The organism is Microbispora amethystogenes, assembly GCF_016863015.1.
GTDB lineage: Bacteria > Actinomycetota > Actinomycetes > Streptosporangiales > Streptosporangiaceae > Microbispora > Microbispora amethystogenes.
In genome coordinates this window covers 12,979-29,262 of the sequence record NZ_BOOB01000004.1, presented here as the reverse complement: position 1 = coordinate 29,262, position 16,284 = coordinate 12,979, and the positions used below count along the sequence as shown (strand labels likewise).

Sequence of the window (16,284 nt, the reverse complement as noted above, 5' to 3'; positions counted from 1 at the left end):
GTCACTCATCGCGCATCTCTCATCGGACGCCCTCTCATCGGACGACGCGGCGGGCGCGTAGCTCCGCCACCCGCTCGGGGTCGTAACCCAGCCCCTCCACCAGCACCTCGTCGGTGTCGGCCCCCAGATCCCGGCCGCTGAACCGGATCGAGCCGGGCGTCGCGGACATCCGCCACATCACGTTGTGCATGGCCATCGGCCCGAAGTCCGGGTCGTCCACCGTCGTGATCATCTGGGTGGCCCGCACGTGCTCGTCGGCGGCGATGTCCGCCATGTCGTAGATCGGCGCCACCGCGGCGCCGGCGGCGGTGAAGGCCTCCAGAACCTCGGCGCGGGTGCGTGCGGCGATCCAGCCTCCGACGTACTCGTCCAGTTCGTCGGCGTGCTCGGCGCGCTGGGCGCCGGTGGCGAACCACGGCTCGTCGATCACCTCGGGGTGCCCGACGAGGCGCAGCACGCGTTCGGCGATCTGCTGGGCGCTGGTCGAGATCGCCACCCAGCGGCCGTCCTTGGTGCGGTAGGTGTTGCGCGGCGCGTTGTTCGTCGAACGGTTGCCGTGCCGGTGCCCCACGTGCCCGAGCTGGTCGTATTCGAGCGGGCCGGGGCCGACGGCGGTCAGGATCGGCTCCAGCAGGCTCATGTCGATCACCTGTCCGGCGCCGCCGTGCAGGTCCCGGTGATAGAGGGCCATCATGGTGGCCGACGAGGCGGCGATGCCGCAGATGCTGTCCGCGAGGCCGAAGGCCGGGAGCGTCGGCGGGCCGTCGGGCTGGCCGGTGAGGTGGGCGAAGCCGCTCATCGCCTCGGCCAGGGTGCCGAAGCCGGGCCGGCTCGCGTACGGGCCGTGCTGCCCGAACCCGGTCACCCGCACCAGCACGAGCCGCGGGTTCACCTCGTGCAGCCTCTCGGGGCCGATTCCCCAGCGCTCCAGCGTGCCCGGGCGGAAGTTCTCCACGACGACGTCGGCGGTCTCGGCCAGCCGGAGGAACACCGCCGCGCCGTCGGGGTCGGAGAGGCTGAGCCCGATCGTGCGCTTGTTGCGGGAGATCTCCTTCCACCACAGCGGCTTGCCGTCCTTCGACCTGCCGTGCCCGCGCATGCTGTCCCCGGCCACCGGGTGCTCGATCTTGATGACGTCGGCGCCGAAGTCGCCGAGGATCTGGCAGCAGAGCGGCCCGGCCAGGATCGTGGAGGCGTCGATCACCCGGACGCCGGCCAGCGGGCCGGTGGGCTGCTGCTTGTGAGGCTGCGTCGGGGTCAGGTCCATGTCAGCATCCGATCGCCGAGCAGCCGGCCGAACGTCATGGCGGGCGTGGCCAGCATGCCGCCGCAGAACGAGTCGCCCATCAGCTGACCCGAGCCGAGGATCTCGCCGATGGCGTACAGGTTCGGGACGGGGTCACCGGCCCGGTCCACGACGCGCAGCCGCGTGTCCACCGCGAGCCCGGCCGTGGAGGTGATCGACATGCCCTGCACGCGGATCGCGTAGAACGGCGGCTCGGCCACCGGCAGCGGCCGGTGCGTGCGGCCCAGCGGGTCCTCGCCGCCGAGCGCCGCGTTGTACTCGGCGACGGTGCGCGCGAGGTTCTCCGGGTGGACCCCCGCCAGCCGGCCGAGCTCCTCCAGCGTGTCCGCCCGGTGGAACATCGGGTGGGTGCCGAAGTGGCCCAGCAGCGTCTCCAGCGGCCAGTCCGGGACGAGCCGCGGCGCCTCCCGGGCGATGCGGTCGTCGAAGACGATCCAGCGCCGCAGCTCCGGCTGCGCGCGCAGGGCGTGCTCCCGCCGGTCCACGCTCGGGTCGTCCTCCGCGACGAACCGCTCGCCGTGCGCGTTGACGTAGATCTCCCAGGGCTGCCGCATCTCCGGCCAGTGCACCGGCCGGCACAGCACCGGCGCGGGGTGGCCGTCGTGGTCGAGCACCGAGCCGAACGAGCAGAGGTACTTCTCCCCGCCGCGCACGTACCCTCCGGCCGAGACGCCGAGGTCGAGACCCCGGCCCCTGGCGTACGGATAGGAGGCGGCGGCGTACGCGGTGACGCCGTTCAGCTTCCTGAACCGCTCCGGGTCGGAGTTGTAGCCGCCGGTGGCGAGCACGACGTTGCGGCCGGTGTGCTCCTCGGTGCTCCCGTCCGCGCGCCGCACCGCGACGCCGGTGACCGCGCCGTCCTCCTGGCGCAGCGCGACCACCTCGGTCTCCAGGAGGAGGGTGATGCCGCCCTTCGCGCGCTCGGCCTCGAACGGCGGCAGCAGCGCGGCCAGGATGGACCGCCCCGCCTCCGGGCCCCAGTAGTACCGCGGGGTGCTGTACGGCTCGTGGTTCTGGCCCTGCACCGGGTGGTCCGGCAGCACCTCGTACCCGTTCCCGAGCAGCCACTCGAAGGTGTCCGCCGCGTTCTCGACGGCGAGCCGCACCAGGCCCTCGTCCACGGTGCCCTTGCTGATCCGGAGGATGTCCGCCAGGTGGGCCTCGGGGGAGTCCTCGATGCCCCGCTCGGCCTGCAGGCGGGTGCCCGCGGCGCTGAGCTGCCCGGTCGCGATGTGCAGCGTGCCGCCGACGCGCGGCGCCGGATCGGCGACCAGCACCCGCGCGCCCCGGCGGGCGGCGAAGGTCGCCAGGACGAGTCCTCCGGTGCCGGCACCGGCGACGATGACGTCCCACGCCTTGTTCACAGAAGCGGTCCCTTCGTGAGATGGCTGATGCGGCTTCGGCGGGGGCGGCGCGCTTCGGCCGGGGCGCGCCACCCGCGGCGTCAGCCGGTCGTGTAGTCGCGCGCCTGCTTGATCAGGGCCTCCTTGTCGAACTTGTTCACCTCGGTGACGAGGCTTCCGTTCCAGACCTCCGAGGGCACCGGCTTCTTGGCGACCTGGCCGGTGGACACGGCGTACTCGGCGGCCTTGTTCAGCCCGTCCTCGGTGAGCACGCCCCAGTCGGGCCAGGTGCTCGGGTCGCCGCTCTGCGGGCTGGAGGTGGACAGCCACGCCTTCATCAGGGTGACCAGTTCCTTCTTCTTCTGCGGGCTCGCGTTGGGCCCGGCGATCTGCGGGAAGACCTTGGTCCCCATCTCCACGGCCGCCTCCGGGTTGACCGCGGCGAACATCAGGCCCTTGTACGCGGCCCGCATGTAGCGGGTGAGCACGTCCTTCCTGGCGTCCGTCAGGTCGTCGGCGCGGGCGGTGAAGGCGATGCTCGGCATGCCGTCGAACAGCGGCGGGTTCTGCAGGTAGGTGAAGCTCGACCCGCTCATCTCCAGCTGGGCGAACAGCTCGGCGTAGAGGGCCAGCGCGTCCACCTGGTGGGAGTCGAGCGCGGCCTTGGCCTGCGCGCCCTGGCCCACCGGCAGCAGTTGCACGTCGGTGTCGGGGTTGAGGCCGTTCTGCTGCAGGAACGAGCGGGTGAACAGGTTCGAGCCGGACGCCAGCGAGATGATGCCGATCTTCTTGCCCTTGAGGTCGGCGGCCGTGGCGATCTTCGACCCCTCGGGCACGCCGATCTTCCAGGGGAACGACGTGTTGATCGACCCGACGGTGCGGACGTCCACGCCCTTCTGCACCGCCGCCATCGTCGAGACGACCTCGGCGTTGGTGGCGAGCGCGTCACCGGCGGCGATCACCTGCAGCGCCGCCGTGGAGCCGTTGGTGGTCTGCAGCGTGACGTCGAGGCCCTCCTCCTCGAAGTACTTCATCGCGGTGGGCACCGCGAACAGGGCGATCTGCGTCGACCCGGGGACGGCGGCCGTGGTCACGTACGTGACCTTGGTCTTTCCGCCGCTGCTCGGGGCGGCGGCGACGCCGCCGGTCTCGTCGCCGCCCGAACACGCGGTCAGCGCGGTGGCGACGAGCACCGCGATCGCGACCAGTGACTTCCTCACTGCGGGACTCCTTGCAAGATGTGGTGCGGGCTGGGGTGTGGAGTGTCAGCGGGAGGCGGCGAGGACCTGCATCCGGCCGCCGCCGGACGTGCTGCCGGATTGGCCCGTGGTGAGGCGCCGCCCGGTCGGGATGAGCTCGCGGTGGACGGTCGCGGGGTCGAAGCCGGCCGTGGCGGCCATCGCCACCAGGTCGAGCGTGCGGACCTTGCTCCAGAACGGCTCGTTGTTGTTGGTGGTGTCCCACTCGACGAGGAACTGGGCGAAGGGGTCCATGGTGTCGAACGGCGGATACTCGGCATGGATCATCAGGCCGCCGGGACGGAGCAGGCGGTAGCTCTCGGCGAGCACCTGCTGTACGGCCTTCACGCTGGTCTCGTGGAGCAGGATGTGCGACACGACCAGGTCGAAGCTCGCGTCGGGATACCCGGTCGCGGTGGCGTCCCGCTGCGCGAAGTGGACCGGGGCGCCGAGCGCGGCGGCGCGGGCCCTGGCGTAGCGCAGCATCGGGGCCGCGACGTCGATCGCGTGCACCTCGGCCGCCGGGTAGCGCAGCGTGTAGGGGACGGTGCTGTGCCCGACCGAGCAGCCCATGTCGAGGATGCGGGCGGGCGTCCAGCCGGGCCGGTGCCGGTCCAGGTAGCCCCTGATCACCGACCATCCCTTGTCGTCGTTCAGCCCGCCGAGCTGGCCGCCGGCGTAGACGTAGACACCGCGGTCGTAGAGCGCTCCCGCCGTGACGTCGTCGGGGGCGAACTCGCGGTAGTAACCGGTCGGCATGCAGTGGATGTCGACCGCGCGCAGATACCGGGGGATCTCCAGTGCCGGGTCCAGGTCGAGCGAGCCCGGGGCGGCGGACGCGCCGGCGGCGAGGTCGAGGAGGCGGTCGAGCTGCCGGTTCGCGCTGGTCAGGACGAGATCCCACATCTGCTCCTGCGAGCGCCGCCGCAGCGCGCTGAACAGCCGCATCCGCGGGTCGGGCGCCATCAGCGACGCGATGACGCGGCGGTCGGCCGGCGGCGCGCCGTGCTCGGCGACGTGGCGGGGCACGATCTCGGTCTCGTAGTGCCGCCGCAGCTCGGGCGCGATCTCCTCGGCCAGCTTGCGCTTGAGCGTCCAGATCTCGTTCTGGCGCACCGCCTCCTCGGCCGTGGGGACGGCGAGGGCGTCGTGGACGGTCTGGCCGTCGGCGAGGGCCGCTCCTGTCATCGGTCTTCCTTCCCGGTCGTGCCCTGGGTCGTGCCGAGGCGCCCGAAGAGCTCGTCCACCAGGCGCGGCATGAGGTCGGAGTCGTCCGGCGAGGGCGGCTGCCGGCCGTCCCGCTCGGCCTCCAGCACGGCGCACCGGTGCCGCAGCACCGCGACCTCCTGCGTGAGCAGCAGCAGCCCGGACAGCAGCGCGTCGGCGTGCGGCTCGCCGAGGTAGCGCGGCGCCGTCGTCATCAGGCCCGCCGGCCCGTGGAGTGGTCGGCGGCGGAGTAGTCGTGCACGAGCCGGGCGTCGGTGTCGGTCGTCCAGCCCTGCTTGTACGCGTACGCCGCGATGGGCTCGCAGTCGCGCAGCGGGGCCAGGTCCTCGTTCTCCGCGTCGTGGATCTCCAGGTGGGGGCGGCCGGTGAACACGTCGCCGGTCCGCACGTCGCGCAGTTGCAGTTCGAGCAGTTGGGTGGCCGCCGGGATCTCCGGACCGGGCGACGGCTGGTGGCGGAGCAGGTAGCCGCGGTCGCCGTAACCCGGCATCTCGGCGGGCGTGATGGCCCGTTCGATCTCGATGCCGACCCGCAGCACGGGACGCCCGAGCCGGGTGACCTCGCCGGCGAGCCGGGCGCCCGGCCCCACCTCGCCCATGGCCGGGTTGTAGGGGTTGAGGTGCGTCCGCCAGACCTCGCCGATCTTCTTGCCCCAGCCCATGATCGAGCCGAAGCCCATCGACCAGTCCTGGGTGACCCAGATGAACGTGCTGAACCGCCCGGCCCGCTCGCCCAGTCGGCAGTAGAACCCGACGATGCCCTCGCCGTACTGGGTGCGGCGCGGTGAGAGGAACGCCTGGTCCGGCTCGTCGGCGCTGACCTTCACCATGTCCGCGACGTACGCGAACCCGAGGCCGTCCTCGACCGGCTCCAGCGGCTCGGGCAGGTAGCGGCGGGCCAGGTCACGGCCCGCCCGGAACACGACGCGGATCGCGTCCGCCCCGATGTGGTGCGGCGGCGGTTCGACCAGGGACGCGGTCCCCGACGGAGACAGCGGGTTCGAGAACCCATTCAATTCCACGTCTGACTCCTTCTGCCGAGCCGGAAAGCGTCCCCTGATCGTTCCGTTGAGCGGAACAACATATTTGCAAGACGAACGCAGGCTAAGAGCCCTGGAAGACCGCGTCAACCCTCTCCGCATGGAGAAATGGCTCGTCAACATCATTGGGTGACCTCTTGACGGCGCCCGGAATGCGGACTTACGGTCTCCCCTATCGATATCCCGTTCCGCTGATCGAAACGCGGTCGGCACAATTTGGGCCCACCCGAAGGGACATCTGTGACTCGTTCAGCCGCCAGTTCCGGCAACGTCCGGACGCCCGAGGACGCGCACGATCGCTGGATCGACGTCCGGGGGCTGCAGAAGATCTACCGGCCGCGGAAGTCCGAGCCGACGCACGCGCTGGCGGATGTCGACTTCACCGTACGCAAGGGCGAGTTCGTCGCGGTCGTCGGCCCGTCCGGATGCGGCAAGACGACCCTGCTGAAGATCCTCGCCGGGCTGGTCCAGCGCTCGGAGGGGACGGTGCGGATCTCCGGGGTGGACGTGGACGGGCCGAAGCGCGAGGTCGGCATGGTTTTCCAGGCGCCGACGCTGCTGCCGTGGCGGACCATCCTGGAAAACGTGCTGGTCCCCGTCGAGGTGCAGAAACTCGACAGAACCGCGCACCGGAAACGGGCCGTGGAACTGCTCGACATGGTCGGGCTCGGCGGTTTCGCCGACAAGTACCCCAACGAACTGTCCGGCGGCATGCAGCAGCGCGCCGGCATCTGCCGCGCCCTCGTCCACGACCCGGCCGTCCTCCTGCTGGACGAGCCGTTCGGCGCGCTCGACGCGATGACCCGCGAGTACATGAACGTCGAGCTGCTGCGCATCTGGCGGGAGAGCAGGAAGACGGCCGTCCTGGTCACGCACTCGATCCCCGAGGCGGTGTTCCTGTCCGACCGGGTCATCGTCATGACCCCGCGCCCCGGCCGGATCGCCGAGATCATCGACATCGATCTCGACCGTCCGCGCGATCTCAGCATCATGGCCTCGGACGCCGCCGGAGTGTACGTCGAGCGCATCCGCCGCTACTTCAACAACTCCGGCGTCATCAACTAGGAGACGAACGATGGCCTCCCTCAACACGGCGCCGTCCAAGCCGGACGCCGCCCCGGCCGCCACCGCCGCACCCCGCCGGCGGCGCCGCCTCGACCTGCACGAGCGTCCCGAGCTGATCCTCGTGCCCGCCGTCTTCGTCGTCGTGGTCCTCGCCTGGCAGTTCCTGACGGTGCCACTGGGGATCAAGGAGTACGTGCTGCCCCGGCCGACGCAGATCCTGGACGCGTTCGTCGCCCAGCTCGGCTCGCCGGCCTTCTGGAGCAACGTCCGGGTGACGGTGACCGAGGCGCTGACCGGCTTCGTGATCGCCGCGGTCGGCGCCATCCTGGTGGGCACCTTCGTGGCCCAGGTGCGGGTCGTCGAGCGCACCGTGATGCCGTACGTCGTGGCGATCCAGACCATCCCGAAGGTCGCCATCGCGCCGCTGATGGTGGTGTGGTTCGGCTTCGGCGCCGAGTCGAAGATCATCATGGCCGCGGTCATCGCGTTCTTCCCGGTCCTGGTCAACGTCATCGCCGGGCTGAAGTCCGCCGACGCGGACAAGGTCGAGATGCTGACCAGCTTCGGCGCCTCGAAGTTCCAGATCTTCCGGATGGTGCGGCTGCCCAGCGCGCTGCCGTTCATCTTCGCCGGGCTCGACATCGGCGTCGTGTTCTCGATCCTCGGCGCGATCGTGGGCGAGTTCATCGGTGCCAAGGAGGGCCTGGGCTACCAGCTGCTGCAGGCCAACTACAACTTCGACATCCCCGGCCTGTTCGCGGTGCTGCTCGCGCTGTCCGTGCTGGGAATCGTCGCGCATCTGATCGTCCGGTACGCCAACCGTCGTATCGTGTTCTGGAACTCCGGCGACAGAGGTGGCGCACACTGATGCTGATCTCCGCCCCCTTCGAGGAACGCGAGGAACGCGAGGACCCGGCGCGCGCGAACGGGTCGGCCTCCGGGCTGGGCCGCGCGCTGCAGGTGATCTACGCCGTCGGCGAGTCCGGCCCGGAGGGCGTCGGCGTCTCCGCCCTTGCCCGGGAGGTCGGGCTGTCCAAGGCCGTCGCCCACCGCATCCTCAAGGTGCTCAGCGACGACGGCTTCCTCAGCTTCGAGAGCGACACCAAGCGCTACACCCTCGGCCCCGGCGCGTTGCAGGTCGGGCTGGCCGCGCTGCGTCAGCTCGACATCCAGCGCATCGTCCGGCCCCTGCTGGAGCGCCTGGTCGCCGTGACCGACGAGACCGCGACCCTGTCGGTGCGGCAGCGCTGGTCGCGCATCTACGTCGACCAGGTGCTGTCTCCCCAGGAGATCCGCATGTCGGTCACCCTGGGCCATCCGTACCCGCTGCACGCGGGCGCGTCGTCCAAGGCCCTGCTGGCCGCGATGGACGACGAGGAGATCACGCGTTACCTCGCCACCCACTCCCTCGACCACGTCACCGCGACGACCATCTCCTCCCGTGACCAGTTGCTGGCCGAGGTCGCGATGATCCGCCGTCGTGGATACGCCGTGAGCACCGGCGAACGCGAGGCCGGCGCGGCCAGCATCGCCGCCGCCGTACTCGGTGCGGGCGGGCGCGTCCTCGGCGCGATCTCGGTGTGCGGGCCGCTGCACCGCTTCCAGACCACCGAGATGCCGCACTACGGCGCGCTGGTCGCCGGCGCGGCGCAGGAGGCGTCCCGGGCGGCCGGTTACCGCCCCTAGCACCCACCGATCACCGCTTTTCCGCACGTCTTCCGCGAGGAGCTGAGCTCGTCATGAGCCGACGCATGTACTTCGACACGTCCTGCGGGCAGATCCACGCCCGGATCGGCGGCACCGGAGGCCCGCACCTGCTGCTCCTGCACGAGAGCCCGCTGTCGTCCTTCGTGTACGAGGACATGATCGCCCCGCTCTCCGCGTGGGCCCGGGTGATCGCGCCGGACACGCCGGGATACGGCATGTCCGACCCGCCGCCGCGCCGGCTGACCATCCCCGAGTACGCCGAGCCGATGGTGGAGATCATCCGCGGTCTGGACGGTCCCGTCCTGGTCGCCGGGTCGCACACCGGCGCGAGCATCGCGATCGAGGTGGCCCGCCAGGCCGCCGGCCGGGTCGCCGGGCTCGCCCTGCTGGGGCTCGCGACGTACACCCCGGCGCAGCGCGCGGACCGCCGCCGGAACTGGGCGCCCGACCAGCCCCCGGTGGAGGACGGCTCGCACCTGACCGCGGCCTGGGAACGTTACAACGCGCTGTGGCGCGGCCTCGGCCCCGCCGTCCGGCACCAGGCGGTGAGCGCGATGCTGGGGTCGATCGAGCGGTTCAACTGGGCCTACCATTCCGCGTTCGAGTACGAGGCGCTGCCGCCGCTGCGCGAGGTGACCTGCCCGGTCTGGGCCACCGCCGCCGAGGGCGAGTTCCTGGAGCCGGCCACCCGGGAGGCCGCCGCCGAACTCGGCTTCGCGTACGAGATGATCCCCGGGATTCCCGGTCAGCCGTCGGTGCGACGACCGGCGGAACTGGCCGCGATGCTCCGCCGCTTCGCCGACCGCGTGCTGCCGATCCCATCGGCGCCATCGTCGGCACCTTCTGCGGAGTCCACGGCGGCAGCCACGGCGAGGGTGGCGTCCTCGGCGACGGCGGCGTCCACAGCCATCTCCGCCGGGCACGGGCAGCCCACGGCGGTGCCCGGAGCGACGCCCTCCGGGGACGGGCGGGCCGCCGGATGAGCGCGCTCCCCTCCGGTCGTCCCTGCCCCTCCGGTCTCCCGTGGGACCCCGACGCCGTCGCGCCTCTCCAGGACGAGCGGCTGCGCGCGACGATGCGGCGCGTCGCCTCCCGGCACCCGTACTACCGGGACCTGCTGCGTGAGCGCGGCATCGACCCCGGCGACGTACAGGGCGTGGCCGACCTGCCGTTGCTGCCGCTGACCGGGAAGGCCGACTTCGCCGCCGCCCCGGAGCGCTTCCGCCTGGAGCCGACCGGCGACCCCGCCGACCAGTTGTGGGACATCGCCTACACCTCGGGATCGACCTCCACGCCCACCCCGATCTACCAGGCGGCGTACGACTTCCACGCGATCCTGCTGGCCCAGCGGCGGATGGCCGAGATCCGCGGCATGACCTCGGCGGACCGCATCGCCAACCTCTATCCGCTCACCCCGCAGCCGCACGGCGCCTGGACCCGCGCCAACCACGCCGCCGCCGCGCTCGGCGCGTCCGTGGTCTGCGGCATGAGCGGCGCCACCGGCTGGTTCGGGGTGTCGCGCCGCCTGCCCGAGGTGGCCGAGCTGGTCGTCGCGAGCGACCCCACCACGCTGTGGGGCGTCCCCAGCTACCTGCGCAGAGTGCTGGACGAGGTGGCCCGTCAGGGCGGACGGCTGCCGAGTGTGCGCATGCTCGCGGTCAGCGGAGAGCCGTGCACCCCCGAGACGGCGGACGTGCTCGCCGGGCTGACCCGCGACCTCGGCGCGCGGGAGGTCGTCGTCTCCAACAGCCTGGGCGCGTCCGAGCTGCAGTGCGGCCTGGTCGAGTGCGAGCCGGGCGGCGGGTTCCACAACCCCGCCCCGGAGCTGTTCCACATCGAGGCGGTGGACGACGACGGGCGGCCCTGCGCGCCTGGGACTCCCGGCCGGCTCACCCTGACCCACCTCGACCGCCGGGGCACCGTGCTGCTGCGATATCTGCTCGGAGACGTCGTGACCGTCGACCACGGCAGGTGCCCGCACTGTGGCCGCGGCGGCGGCCGGGTGGTGGCCTATCACCACCGCACCGGCAGCGCGACCAAGGTGCGCGGCCAGTTGCTGGACGGCCAGGTGCTGGGGCGGACCGTCGAGCGGGTGCCCGGCGTGCTCGAACACCGGGCGACGGTGCGCTGGACGGTCCCGTCCGACCCGCTCTCCGGCGACGAACTGGTCGTGGCGGTGGCCCTGACCGCGGGAGCCGACGCCCGCGAGGTCGTCCCGGCGGTCCGTACGGCGGTCAAGCAGGCGTGCCGCGTCACCCCGCTCGTCGAGGTGGCGACGGCCGACGAGATCTTCCCGGCGGACGAGCGCATGAAGCCACGCCGTTTCCTCGACGAACGCGCCTCCGCGAATCGGTGAGCACCACCACTGGGCAGCAAAGAGCACTGACGAAAGGTTCGGCAATGAGCGAGCGGGTCGCGGCGATCGACATCGTCTGCAACCTCTTCACCCCGGAGGTGGTCCGGTCGCGGCCGGGCTGGACGCAGACCTTCCTGGGCGGCAAGGTGCACACCGAGGACCGCACGCTGGGCGGCCTCACCCTCGACCAGCACGTCGAGCGGCTGGACGAGGCCGGCGTCGAACGCGCGCTGCTGATCGCCCCGAAGATGGGCCGGGTGGGCCTGCCGGAGTCGTGGCAGATGGACCCGCGCCACGTGGCCGACGCCGTGCAGGCCCGGCCCGACCGCTTCAGCGGCCTCATCGGCCTGGACCCCTACGCCGGCATGCGCGGCGTGCGCGAGCTGGAGAAATGGGTCCGCGAGTACGGCTTCGTCGGCGCGCATCTCTACCCGCACTGGTTCGAACTGCCGCCCGACGACGCCCGCTACTACCCGCTCTACGCCAAGTGCGCCGAGCTGGGCGTCCCGATCCAGATGCAGGTCGGCCACTGTCTCCGCTACAGCGACGAGCACCCGCTGCCCTCGGTCGGCCGCCCCATCCTGCTCGACACGATCGCCTGTCACTTCCCCGAGCTGAAGATCCTCGGCATCCACATCGGCTGGCCGTGGACCGAGGAGATGATCGCGGTCGCGTACAAGCACCCCAACGTCTACATCGGCGTGGACGCCTACGCGCCCCGGCACTGGGACCCCAAGCTCGTCCACTACGCCAACACCTTCGGTCAGGACAAGGTGCTCTTCGGCACCGACTTCCCGGTGATCCCGCACCAGCGGGCCCGGACCGAGATCGCCGAGCTGGGCCTCCGCCCCGGCTCCGAGCGCAAGCTCCTGCGCGACAACGCCCTCCGCGTGTACGACCTGCCCACCTGATCGGCCCATCTGATCGGCCCATCTGATCGGGCCATCTGATCGGACCTGGGGCCGGACCGCCGAACGGAACACGGCGGCCGGTGCCGAGTTCGCATACGGCGCATCCGGGGCCCGCTCCATGGACGAGGAGCGGGCCCCCCGGCGTTTTCGGCGTTCGAGCGGTCGAAGAGCAAGCGGGCGGAGGGCAAGCGGAAAGGGCGCCTTCACATCCCCTCCACGGGTCGGCGGGACGTCCGTCGCCGATCCTGCCCCTCACAACGCCAGTGTGTCAACTGTGACACATGAATCATCTTCCTGACCATGAAACCGCAGAACAGGTCATTTGGTGTGTCGGTATTGACACACGCTTCACGCGGGTGGCAGGGTCGGGGCCCACGGGCGAGAGCCGCCCGCGAGGAGGTTCGAGTGACCACTGTCAACGAGACGTACGCGCACAGCCTGGAGAACGCGGACCTGCGCGCCTTCTACGAGGCCGCCGGCTTCGCCGGGCGCGTCGGATGGGGCGAGCGGCCGGCGATCCTCGTGATCGACATGGCCGGGGCCTGGGCCGATCCGGGAGAGCGGATCGGCTCGGACCTGTCGGCGGTGTCCGACAGCATCGTCCGCATCCTGGAGGAGGGCCGCCGCGCGGGCCTGCCGATCATCTTCACCACCATGGCGTGGGACCCGAGCCTGGCCGAGATCGGCGAGGTGGTCCGCCGCAAGACGCCGCACAGCGAACTGATGCTGCACGGCACCGAGCGGGTCGCGCTCCGGCCGGAGATGGGCCGCCGTCCCGAGGAGCCGCTCGTCGTCAAGCCGCGCGCCTCGGCGTTCTTCGGCACGTACGTGGACGCGATGCTGATCTCCGCCAAGGCCGACACGGTGATCGTGGTGGGGTGCAGCACCAGCGGCTGCATCCGGGCGACCGCCGAGAGCGCGTTCAACCGGGGATTCCACGTCATCGTCCCGCGTGAGGCGGTCGGCGACCGGAGCCCCTCCGCGCACGCCGCCAACCTCTTCGACATCGACGCCCGCTACGGCGACGTGCTGCCCGAGGCCGAGGTGCTCGACCACCTGCGAGCGCTGCCCCAGACCCATCCCCGCGCCGCGGAGGAATGACCGATGACCGACCGGCAACCTCCGGTGCTGCGGGCCACCGGCCTCGCCAAGTCCTTCGGCCACGTGCAGGCGCTGCGGCACGGTGAGCTCACCGTCCACGCCGGGGAGGTGGTCGCGCTCGTCGGCGACAACGGCGCCGGCAAGAGCACGCTGATCTCCTGCATCTCCGGCACCCACCTGCCGGACGCCGGCGAGGTCAGGGTGGACGACCGTCCGATGCCGCTCGGGTCGATCAAGGCCGCGATGGAGCACGGCATCGCCACGGTCTACCAGGGCCTGGCGATGGCCCCCGACCTGTCGGTGGCCGAGAACCTGTTCCTCTCCTGCGAGCTGCGCCGTCCCGGGCTGCTGGGCCGGCTCGGCCTCCTGGACAAGAAGGCGATGCGCGAGCGCGCCTGGGAGCTCATGGACAGTCTCGGCATCACGACCCTCCAGGACGTGACCCTGCCCGTCGGCGACCTGTCCGGAGGGCAGCGCCAGGTTGTCGCGGTCGCCCGCGCCGTCTCCCGCGCGGGGCGTCTGGTGATCATGGACGAGCCGACGGCGGCGCTCGGCGCCCGGCAGTCGCAGATGGTGATCGAGACCATCCGGGCGACCCGCGACCGCGGTCTCGGGGTGGTCCTCATCTCGCACGACCTGCCGAGGGTGCTGGAGGTCGCGGACCGGATCGTGGTCATGCGGCTGGGCCGGGTGGTGGCCGACGTTCCCGCACGGGATCTGAAGATCGGCCAGATCGTCGCGCTGATGCTCGGCGAGCAGAACGACCCACGTGAGGAGAGCCTGCCGGCATGACCGCGACGCAACCGACACTCCGGGCCCCGTCGAACCGCGCCCGCGCCGGCGCGCTGATACGGTCCACCCCCGCCTACATCGTGGTCGCACTGGTCGCGCTGGTCGTGGTCTTCACGATCATCTCGCCCGAGGGGCGCTTCCTGGACGCCACCAACCTGCAGGCGGTCGGGCGCAACAGCGCCGGGCTCGTCCTGCTGGCCGTCGGCCTGACTTTCGTCCTCGGCGCCGGGCACATCGACCTCAGCGTCGGCGCCACGCTCGTGCTGTCGTCGGTGGTGGCGGGCACCGTGGCCGTGGACATCGCCGGACCTCCGTCGGCGTCGGGGGCCTTCCCGAGCGCCGGGCCCGCCATCGCCGTCGCGGCGCTCGCCGCGGTCGTCGTGGGAGGGATCGCGGGGCTGGTCAACGGGCTCCTGGTGACAAAACTGAAGGTCAACTCCTTCGTCGTCACGCTGGGCACGATGGGCGTGGCCACCGGCACCGCGCAGGTCCTCACGAACGGGTCGAACGTCGCCGGGATCCCGCCGGACGTCCAGACGTCCTTCGGGCTCAACTCCGTCGCCGGAATCCCGCTCCCGCTGGTGCTGGCCGTGGTGGTCGCCCTGGTGGCCGGGGTCGTCCTGTCGCAGACCAGCGCGGGCAGGCACGCCCTCGCCATCGGCTCCTCCTCCGACGGGGCCATGCGGGCGGGCGTCAACGTCCAGCGCAGCACGATCGCAGTCTTCGTCATCTCCGGGCTGATGGCCGGGATCGCCGGATTCCTCGACATCACCCGCTTCGGCACGACGGCCATCTCCGGGCACGAGACGACCATGCTGCAGGCGCTGTCCGCCGTGATCATCGGTGGGACGAGCCTGTTCGGCGGGCGCGCCTCGGTGCTGGGCTCGGTCCTCGCCACCTTCATCCCGACCATGCTGCTCGCCGGGTTCGTCATGGTCGGCGTCTCGTCCTTCTACCAGAACATCGCCATCGGCGCCGTCCTGATCATCGCCGTCTGGCTCGACCAGTTGCGCGGCAAGTAGCCCCTCACCGAGATCCCCTGCCGAGATCCCCTGCCGAGATCCCCTGCCGAGATCCCTCCTGCCGAGACCCCGCGCCGAGATTCGCGCCGAAACACGGAGAACCACCATGAACGTACGCACCAGTGTGCTGGCCGCCGCGCTGACGGCGATCGCCCTGACCTCCGCCGCCTGCGGCTCATCGGGTGACACCGGCGCGGCGGGCGGCACCAGCGGCGCCACCGCCGAGCAGAAGTCCGGCCCCCTGCAGATCTCCCTTCTCACGACGTACAACGGCCTGCCCTTCTACACGGCGATGCAGTGCGGCGCGCAGGACGCGGCCAAGAAGCTGGGCGGCGACATCACGGTGAAGGCCGACGGGCCGTCGCGGGGCATGAACGCCGCCGACCAGACCCCGGTCCTCGAAGGGGTGGTCAACCGGCGCCCCGACGGCATGATCTTCGTACCGGCCGACCCGGCCGCGATGGTCGCGCCGATCAGGCTCGCGGTGAACGCCGGCATCCCGGTCGTCACCACCGACGCGACGCTGAACGAGAAGGTGGCCAAGGCGCAGTTCCGCGGGGACAACAACGCGGGCGGCGCGCTGGCGGCCGAAGAGCTGCTCAAGCGGGCCAAGGGACAGAGCGGGAAGGTGCTGGTGCTCGACACCCGGCCCGGCCTGCCGGTGACCAACGAGCGCGCCGAGGGGTTCGTCAAGGCGCTCAAGGACTCCGGCTCGGGCCTGCAGATCCTCGGCACGCAGTACTACGAGGACGACCCCACCAAGGCGGCGACCATCGTGCAGAGCTCGCTGGGTGCCAACCCGGACATCGTCGGGATCTTCGCCACCTCCGAGTCGGGCGCGATGGGCGCCGTCTCCGGCCTCCAGGCCGCCAAGGTCGACAACGACAAGATGACCGTGATCGCGTACGACGCGGGCCCGACGCTGGTCACCGCGCTGCGCGCCGGGACGCTCGACGCGCTCGTCGCGCAGGGCTCCTATACCCAGGGGTACGACGCGCTGACCCGGCTCGTGCAGGACATCCGCGGCGAGGTGCCGCAGGGGGCGGCCTTCGACAACGTTGTGCCGAACGCGATCGTCACCGCCGACAACGTCGACTCGCCGGAGATCAAGAAGCTGCTCTACCCCACAAGCTGCTCTTGATCGTGGCACTGTCGCTGTCGAACATCATCAACGCGA

General features: G+C 71.3%; 16 protein-coding genes. 10 read left to right on the top strand and 6 right to left on the bottom strand.

The window, feature by feature from the left end:
• Positions 1-34: 34 nt before the first annotated feature.
• The 6 genes from Mam01_RS03260 to Mam01_RS03235 form a co-directional block, all read right to left on the bottom strand.
• Positions 35-1,267 carry a CaiB/BaiF CoA transferase family protein gene (locus tag Mam01_RS03260; RefSeq protein ID WP_204284006.1) on the bottom strand — a complete coding sequence of 411 codons (1,233 nt, stop codon included), beginning with the start codon at positions 1,265-1,267 and terminating at the stop codon, positions 35-37.
• Positions 1,258-2,670: an FAD-dependent oxidoreductase gene (locus tag Mam01_RS03255; RefSeq protein ID WP_204284005.1), complete on the bottom strand. Its 1,413-nt coding sequence runs from the start codon at positions 2,668-2,670 to the stop codon at positions 1,258-1,260. Before Mam01_RS03255 ends, Mam01_RS03260 begins: the two co-directional genes overlap by 10 nt.
• 80 nt (positions 2,671-2,750) lie before the next feature.
• Positions 2,751-3,869, bottom strand: a complete 1,119-nt coding sequence (locus Mam01_RS03250; protein ID WP_204284004.1) for an ABC transporter substrate-binding protein — start codon at positions 3,867-3,869, stop codon at positions 2,751-2,753.
• Between the two features lie 45 nt (positions 3,870-3,914).
• Complete coding sequence (locus Mam01_RS03245) at positions 3,915-5,075, bottom strand: class I SAM-dependent methyltransferase (RefSeq protein WP_204284003.1); 1,161 nt, start codon at positions 5,073-5,075, stop codon at positions 3,915-3,917.
• The gene (locus Mam01_RS03240) at positions 5,072-5,308 is read right to left on the bottom strand and encodes a hypothetical protein (RefSeq protein WP_204284002.1); all 237 of its coding nucleotides are present in this window, start codon (positions 5,306-5,308) and stop codon (positions 5,072-5,074) included. Before Mam01_RS03240 ends, Mam01_RS03245 begins: the two co-directional genes overlap by 4 nt.
• Positions 5,308-6,135 carry an acetoacetate decarboxylase family protein gene (locus Mam01_RS03235; protein ID WP_204284001.1) on the bottom strand — a complete coding sequence of 276 codons (828 nt, stop codon included), beginning with the start codon at positions 6,133-6,135 and terminating at the stop codon, positions 5,308-5,310. Before Mam01_RS03235 ends, Mam01_RS03240 begins: the two co-directional genes overlap by 1 nt.
• Before the next feature lie 258 nt (positions 6,136-6,393).
• On the opposite strand from Mam01_RS03235, the gene Mam01_RS03230 reads away from it, so the two are divergent.
• From Mam01_RS03230 to Mam01_RS03185, 10 genes are all read left to right on the top strand, one after another.
• Entirely contained in the window at positions 6,394-7,218 is an 825-nt protein-coding gene (locus Mam01_RS03230) for an ABC transporter ATP-binding protein (RefSeq protein WP_204284000.1), read from the top strand.
• Between the two features lie 10 nt (positions 7,219-7,228).
• Positions 7,229-8,086 carry an ABC transporter permease gene (locus Mam01_RS03225; RefSeq protein ID WP_204283999.1) on the top strand — a complete coding sequence of 286 codons (858 nt, stop codon included), beginning with the start codon at positions 7,229-7,231 and terminating at the stop codon, positions 8,084-8,086.
• Positions 8,086-8,904 carry an IclR family transcriptional regulator gene (locus Mam01_RS03220; protein ID WP_150930309.1) on the top strand — a complete coding sequence of 273 codons (819 nt, stop codon included), beginning with the start codon at positions 8,086-8,088 and terminating at the stop codon, positions 8,902-8,904. The genes Mam01_RS03225 and Mam01_RS03220 overlap by 1 nt, the downstream gene beginning before the upstream one ends.
• A gap of 53 nt (positions 8,905-8,957) precedes the next feature.
• On the top strand, positions 8,958-9,908 hold the full coding sequence (locus Mam01_RS03215) for an alpha/beta fold hydrolase (RefSeq protein ID WP_204283998.1): 951 nt from the start codon (positions 8,958-8,960) through the stop codon (positions 9,906-9,908).
• A complete protein-coding gene (locus Mam01_RS03210) occupies positions 9,905-11,281 on the top strand; it encodes a phenylacetate--CoA ligase family protein (RefSeq protein ID WP_204283997.1) in 1,377 nt (458 codons plus the stop codon). The genes Mam01_RS03215 and Mam01_RS03210 overlap by 4 nt, the downstream gene beginning before the upstream one ends.
• A gap of 44 nt (positions 11,282-11,325) precedes the next feature.
• Positions 11,326-12,192 carry an amidohydrolase family protein gene (locus Mam01_RS03205; RefSeq protein WP_204283996.1) on the top strand — a complete coding sequence of 289 codons (867 nt, stop codon included), beginning with the start codon at positions 11,326-11,328 and terminating at the stop codon, positions 12,190-12,192.
• A gap of 405 nt (positions 12,193-12,597) precedes the next feature.
• Entirely contained in the window at positions 12,598-13,293 is a 696-nt protein-coding gene (locus Mam01_RS03200) for an isochorismatase family protein (protein ID WP_204283995.1), read from the top strand.
• Between the two features lie 3 nt (positions 13,294-13,296).
• Positions 13,297-14,085, top strand: a complete 789-nt coding sequence (locus Mam01_RS03195; RefSeq protein WP_204283994.1) for an ATP-binding cassette domain-containing protein — start codon at positions 13,297-13,299, stop codon at positions 14,083-14,085.
• Positions 14,082-15,107 carry an ABC transporter permease gene (locus Mam01_RS03190; RefSeq protein WP_204283993.1) on the top strand — a complete coding sequence of 342 codons (1,026 nt, stop codon included), beginning with the start codon at positions 14,082-14,084 and terminating at the stop codon, positions 15,105-15,107. Before Mam01_RS03195 ends, Mam01_RS03190 begins: the two co-directional genes overlap by 4 nt.
• A gap of 106 nt (positions 15,108-15,213) precedes the next feature.
• On the top strand, positions 15,214-16,248 hold the full coding sequence (locus Mam01_RS03185) for an ABC transporter substrate-binding protein (protein ID WP_204283992.1): 1,035 nt from the start codon (positions 15,214-15,216) through the stop codon (positions 16,246-16,248).
• Positions 16,249-16,284: the final 36 nt, after the last annotated feature.

Bases quoted from the DNA above. Each gene is read 5' to 3' on its own strand.
- Mam01_RS03260 (WP_204284006.1), bottom strand. From the start codon at position 1,267: ATGGACCTGACCCCGACGCAGCCTCACAAGCAGCAGCCCACCGGCCCG.
- Mam01_RS03220 (WP_150930309.1), top strand. From the start codon at position 8,086: ATGCTGATCTCCGCCCCCTTCGAGGAACGCGAGGAACGCGAGGACCCG.
- Mam01_RS03225 (WP_204283999.1), top strand. From the start codon at position 7,229: ATGGCCTCCCTCAACACGGCGCCGTCCAAGCCGGACGCCGCCCCGGCC.
- Mam01_RS03190 (WP_204283993.1), top strand. From the start codon at position 14,082: ATGACCGCGACGCAACCGACACTCCGGGCCCCGTCGAACCGCGCCCGC.
- Mam01_RS03240 (WP_204284002.1), bottom strand. From the start codon at position 5,308: ATGACGACGGCGCCGCGCTACCTCGGCGAGCCGCACGCCGACGCGCTG.
- Mam01_RS03245 (WP_204284003.1), bottom strand. From the start codon at position 5,075: ATGACAGGAGCGGCCCTCGCCGACGGCCAGACCGTCCACGACGCCCTC.
- Mam01_RS03215 (WP_204283998.1), top strand. From the start codon at position 8,958: ATGAGCCGACGCATGTACTTCGACACGTCCTGCGGGCAGATCCACGCC.
- Mam01_RS03185 (WP_204283992.1), top strand. From the start codon at position 15,214: ATGAACGTACGCACCAGTGTGCTGGCCGCCGCGCTGACGGCGATCGCC.
- Mam01_RS03195 (WP_204283994.1), top strand. From the start codon at position 13,297: ATGACCGACCGGCAACCTCCGGTGCTGCGGGCCACCGGCCTCGCCAAG.
- Mam01_RS03210 (WP_204283997.1), top strand. From the start codon at position 9,905: ATGAGCGCGCTCCCCTCCGGTCGTCCCTGCCCCTCCGGTCTCCCGTGG.
- Mam01_RS03205 (WP_204283996.1), top strand. From the start codon at position 11,326: ATGAGCGAGCGGGTCGCGGCGATCGACATCGTCTGCAACCTCTTCACC.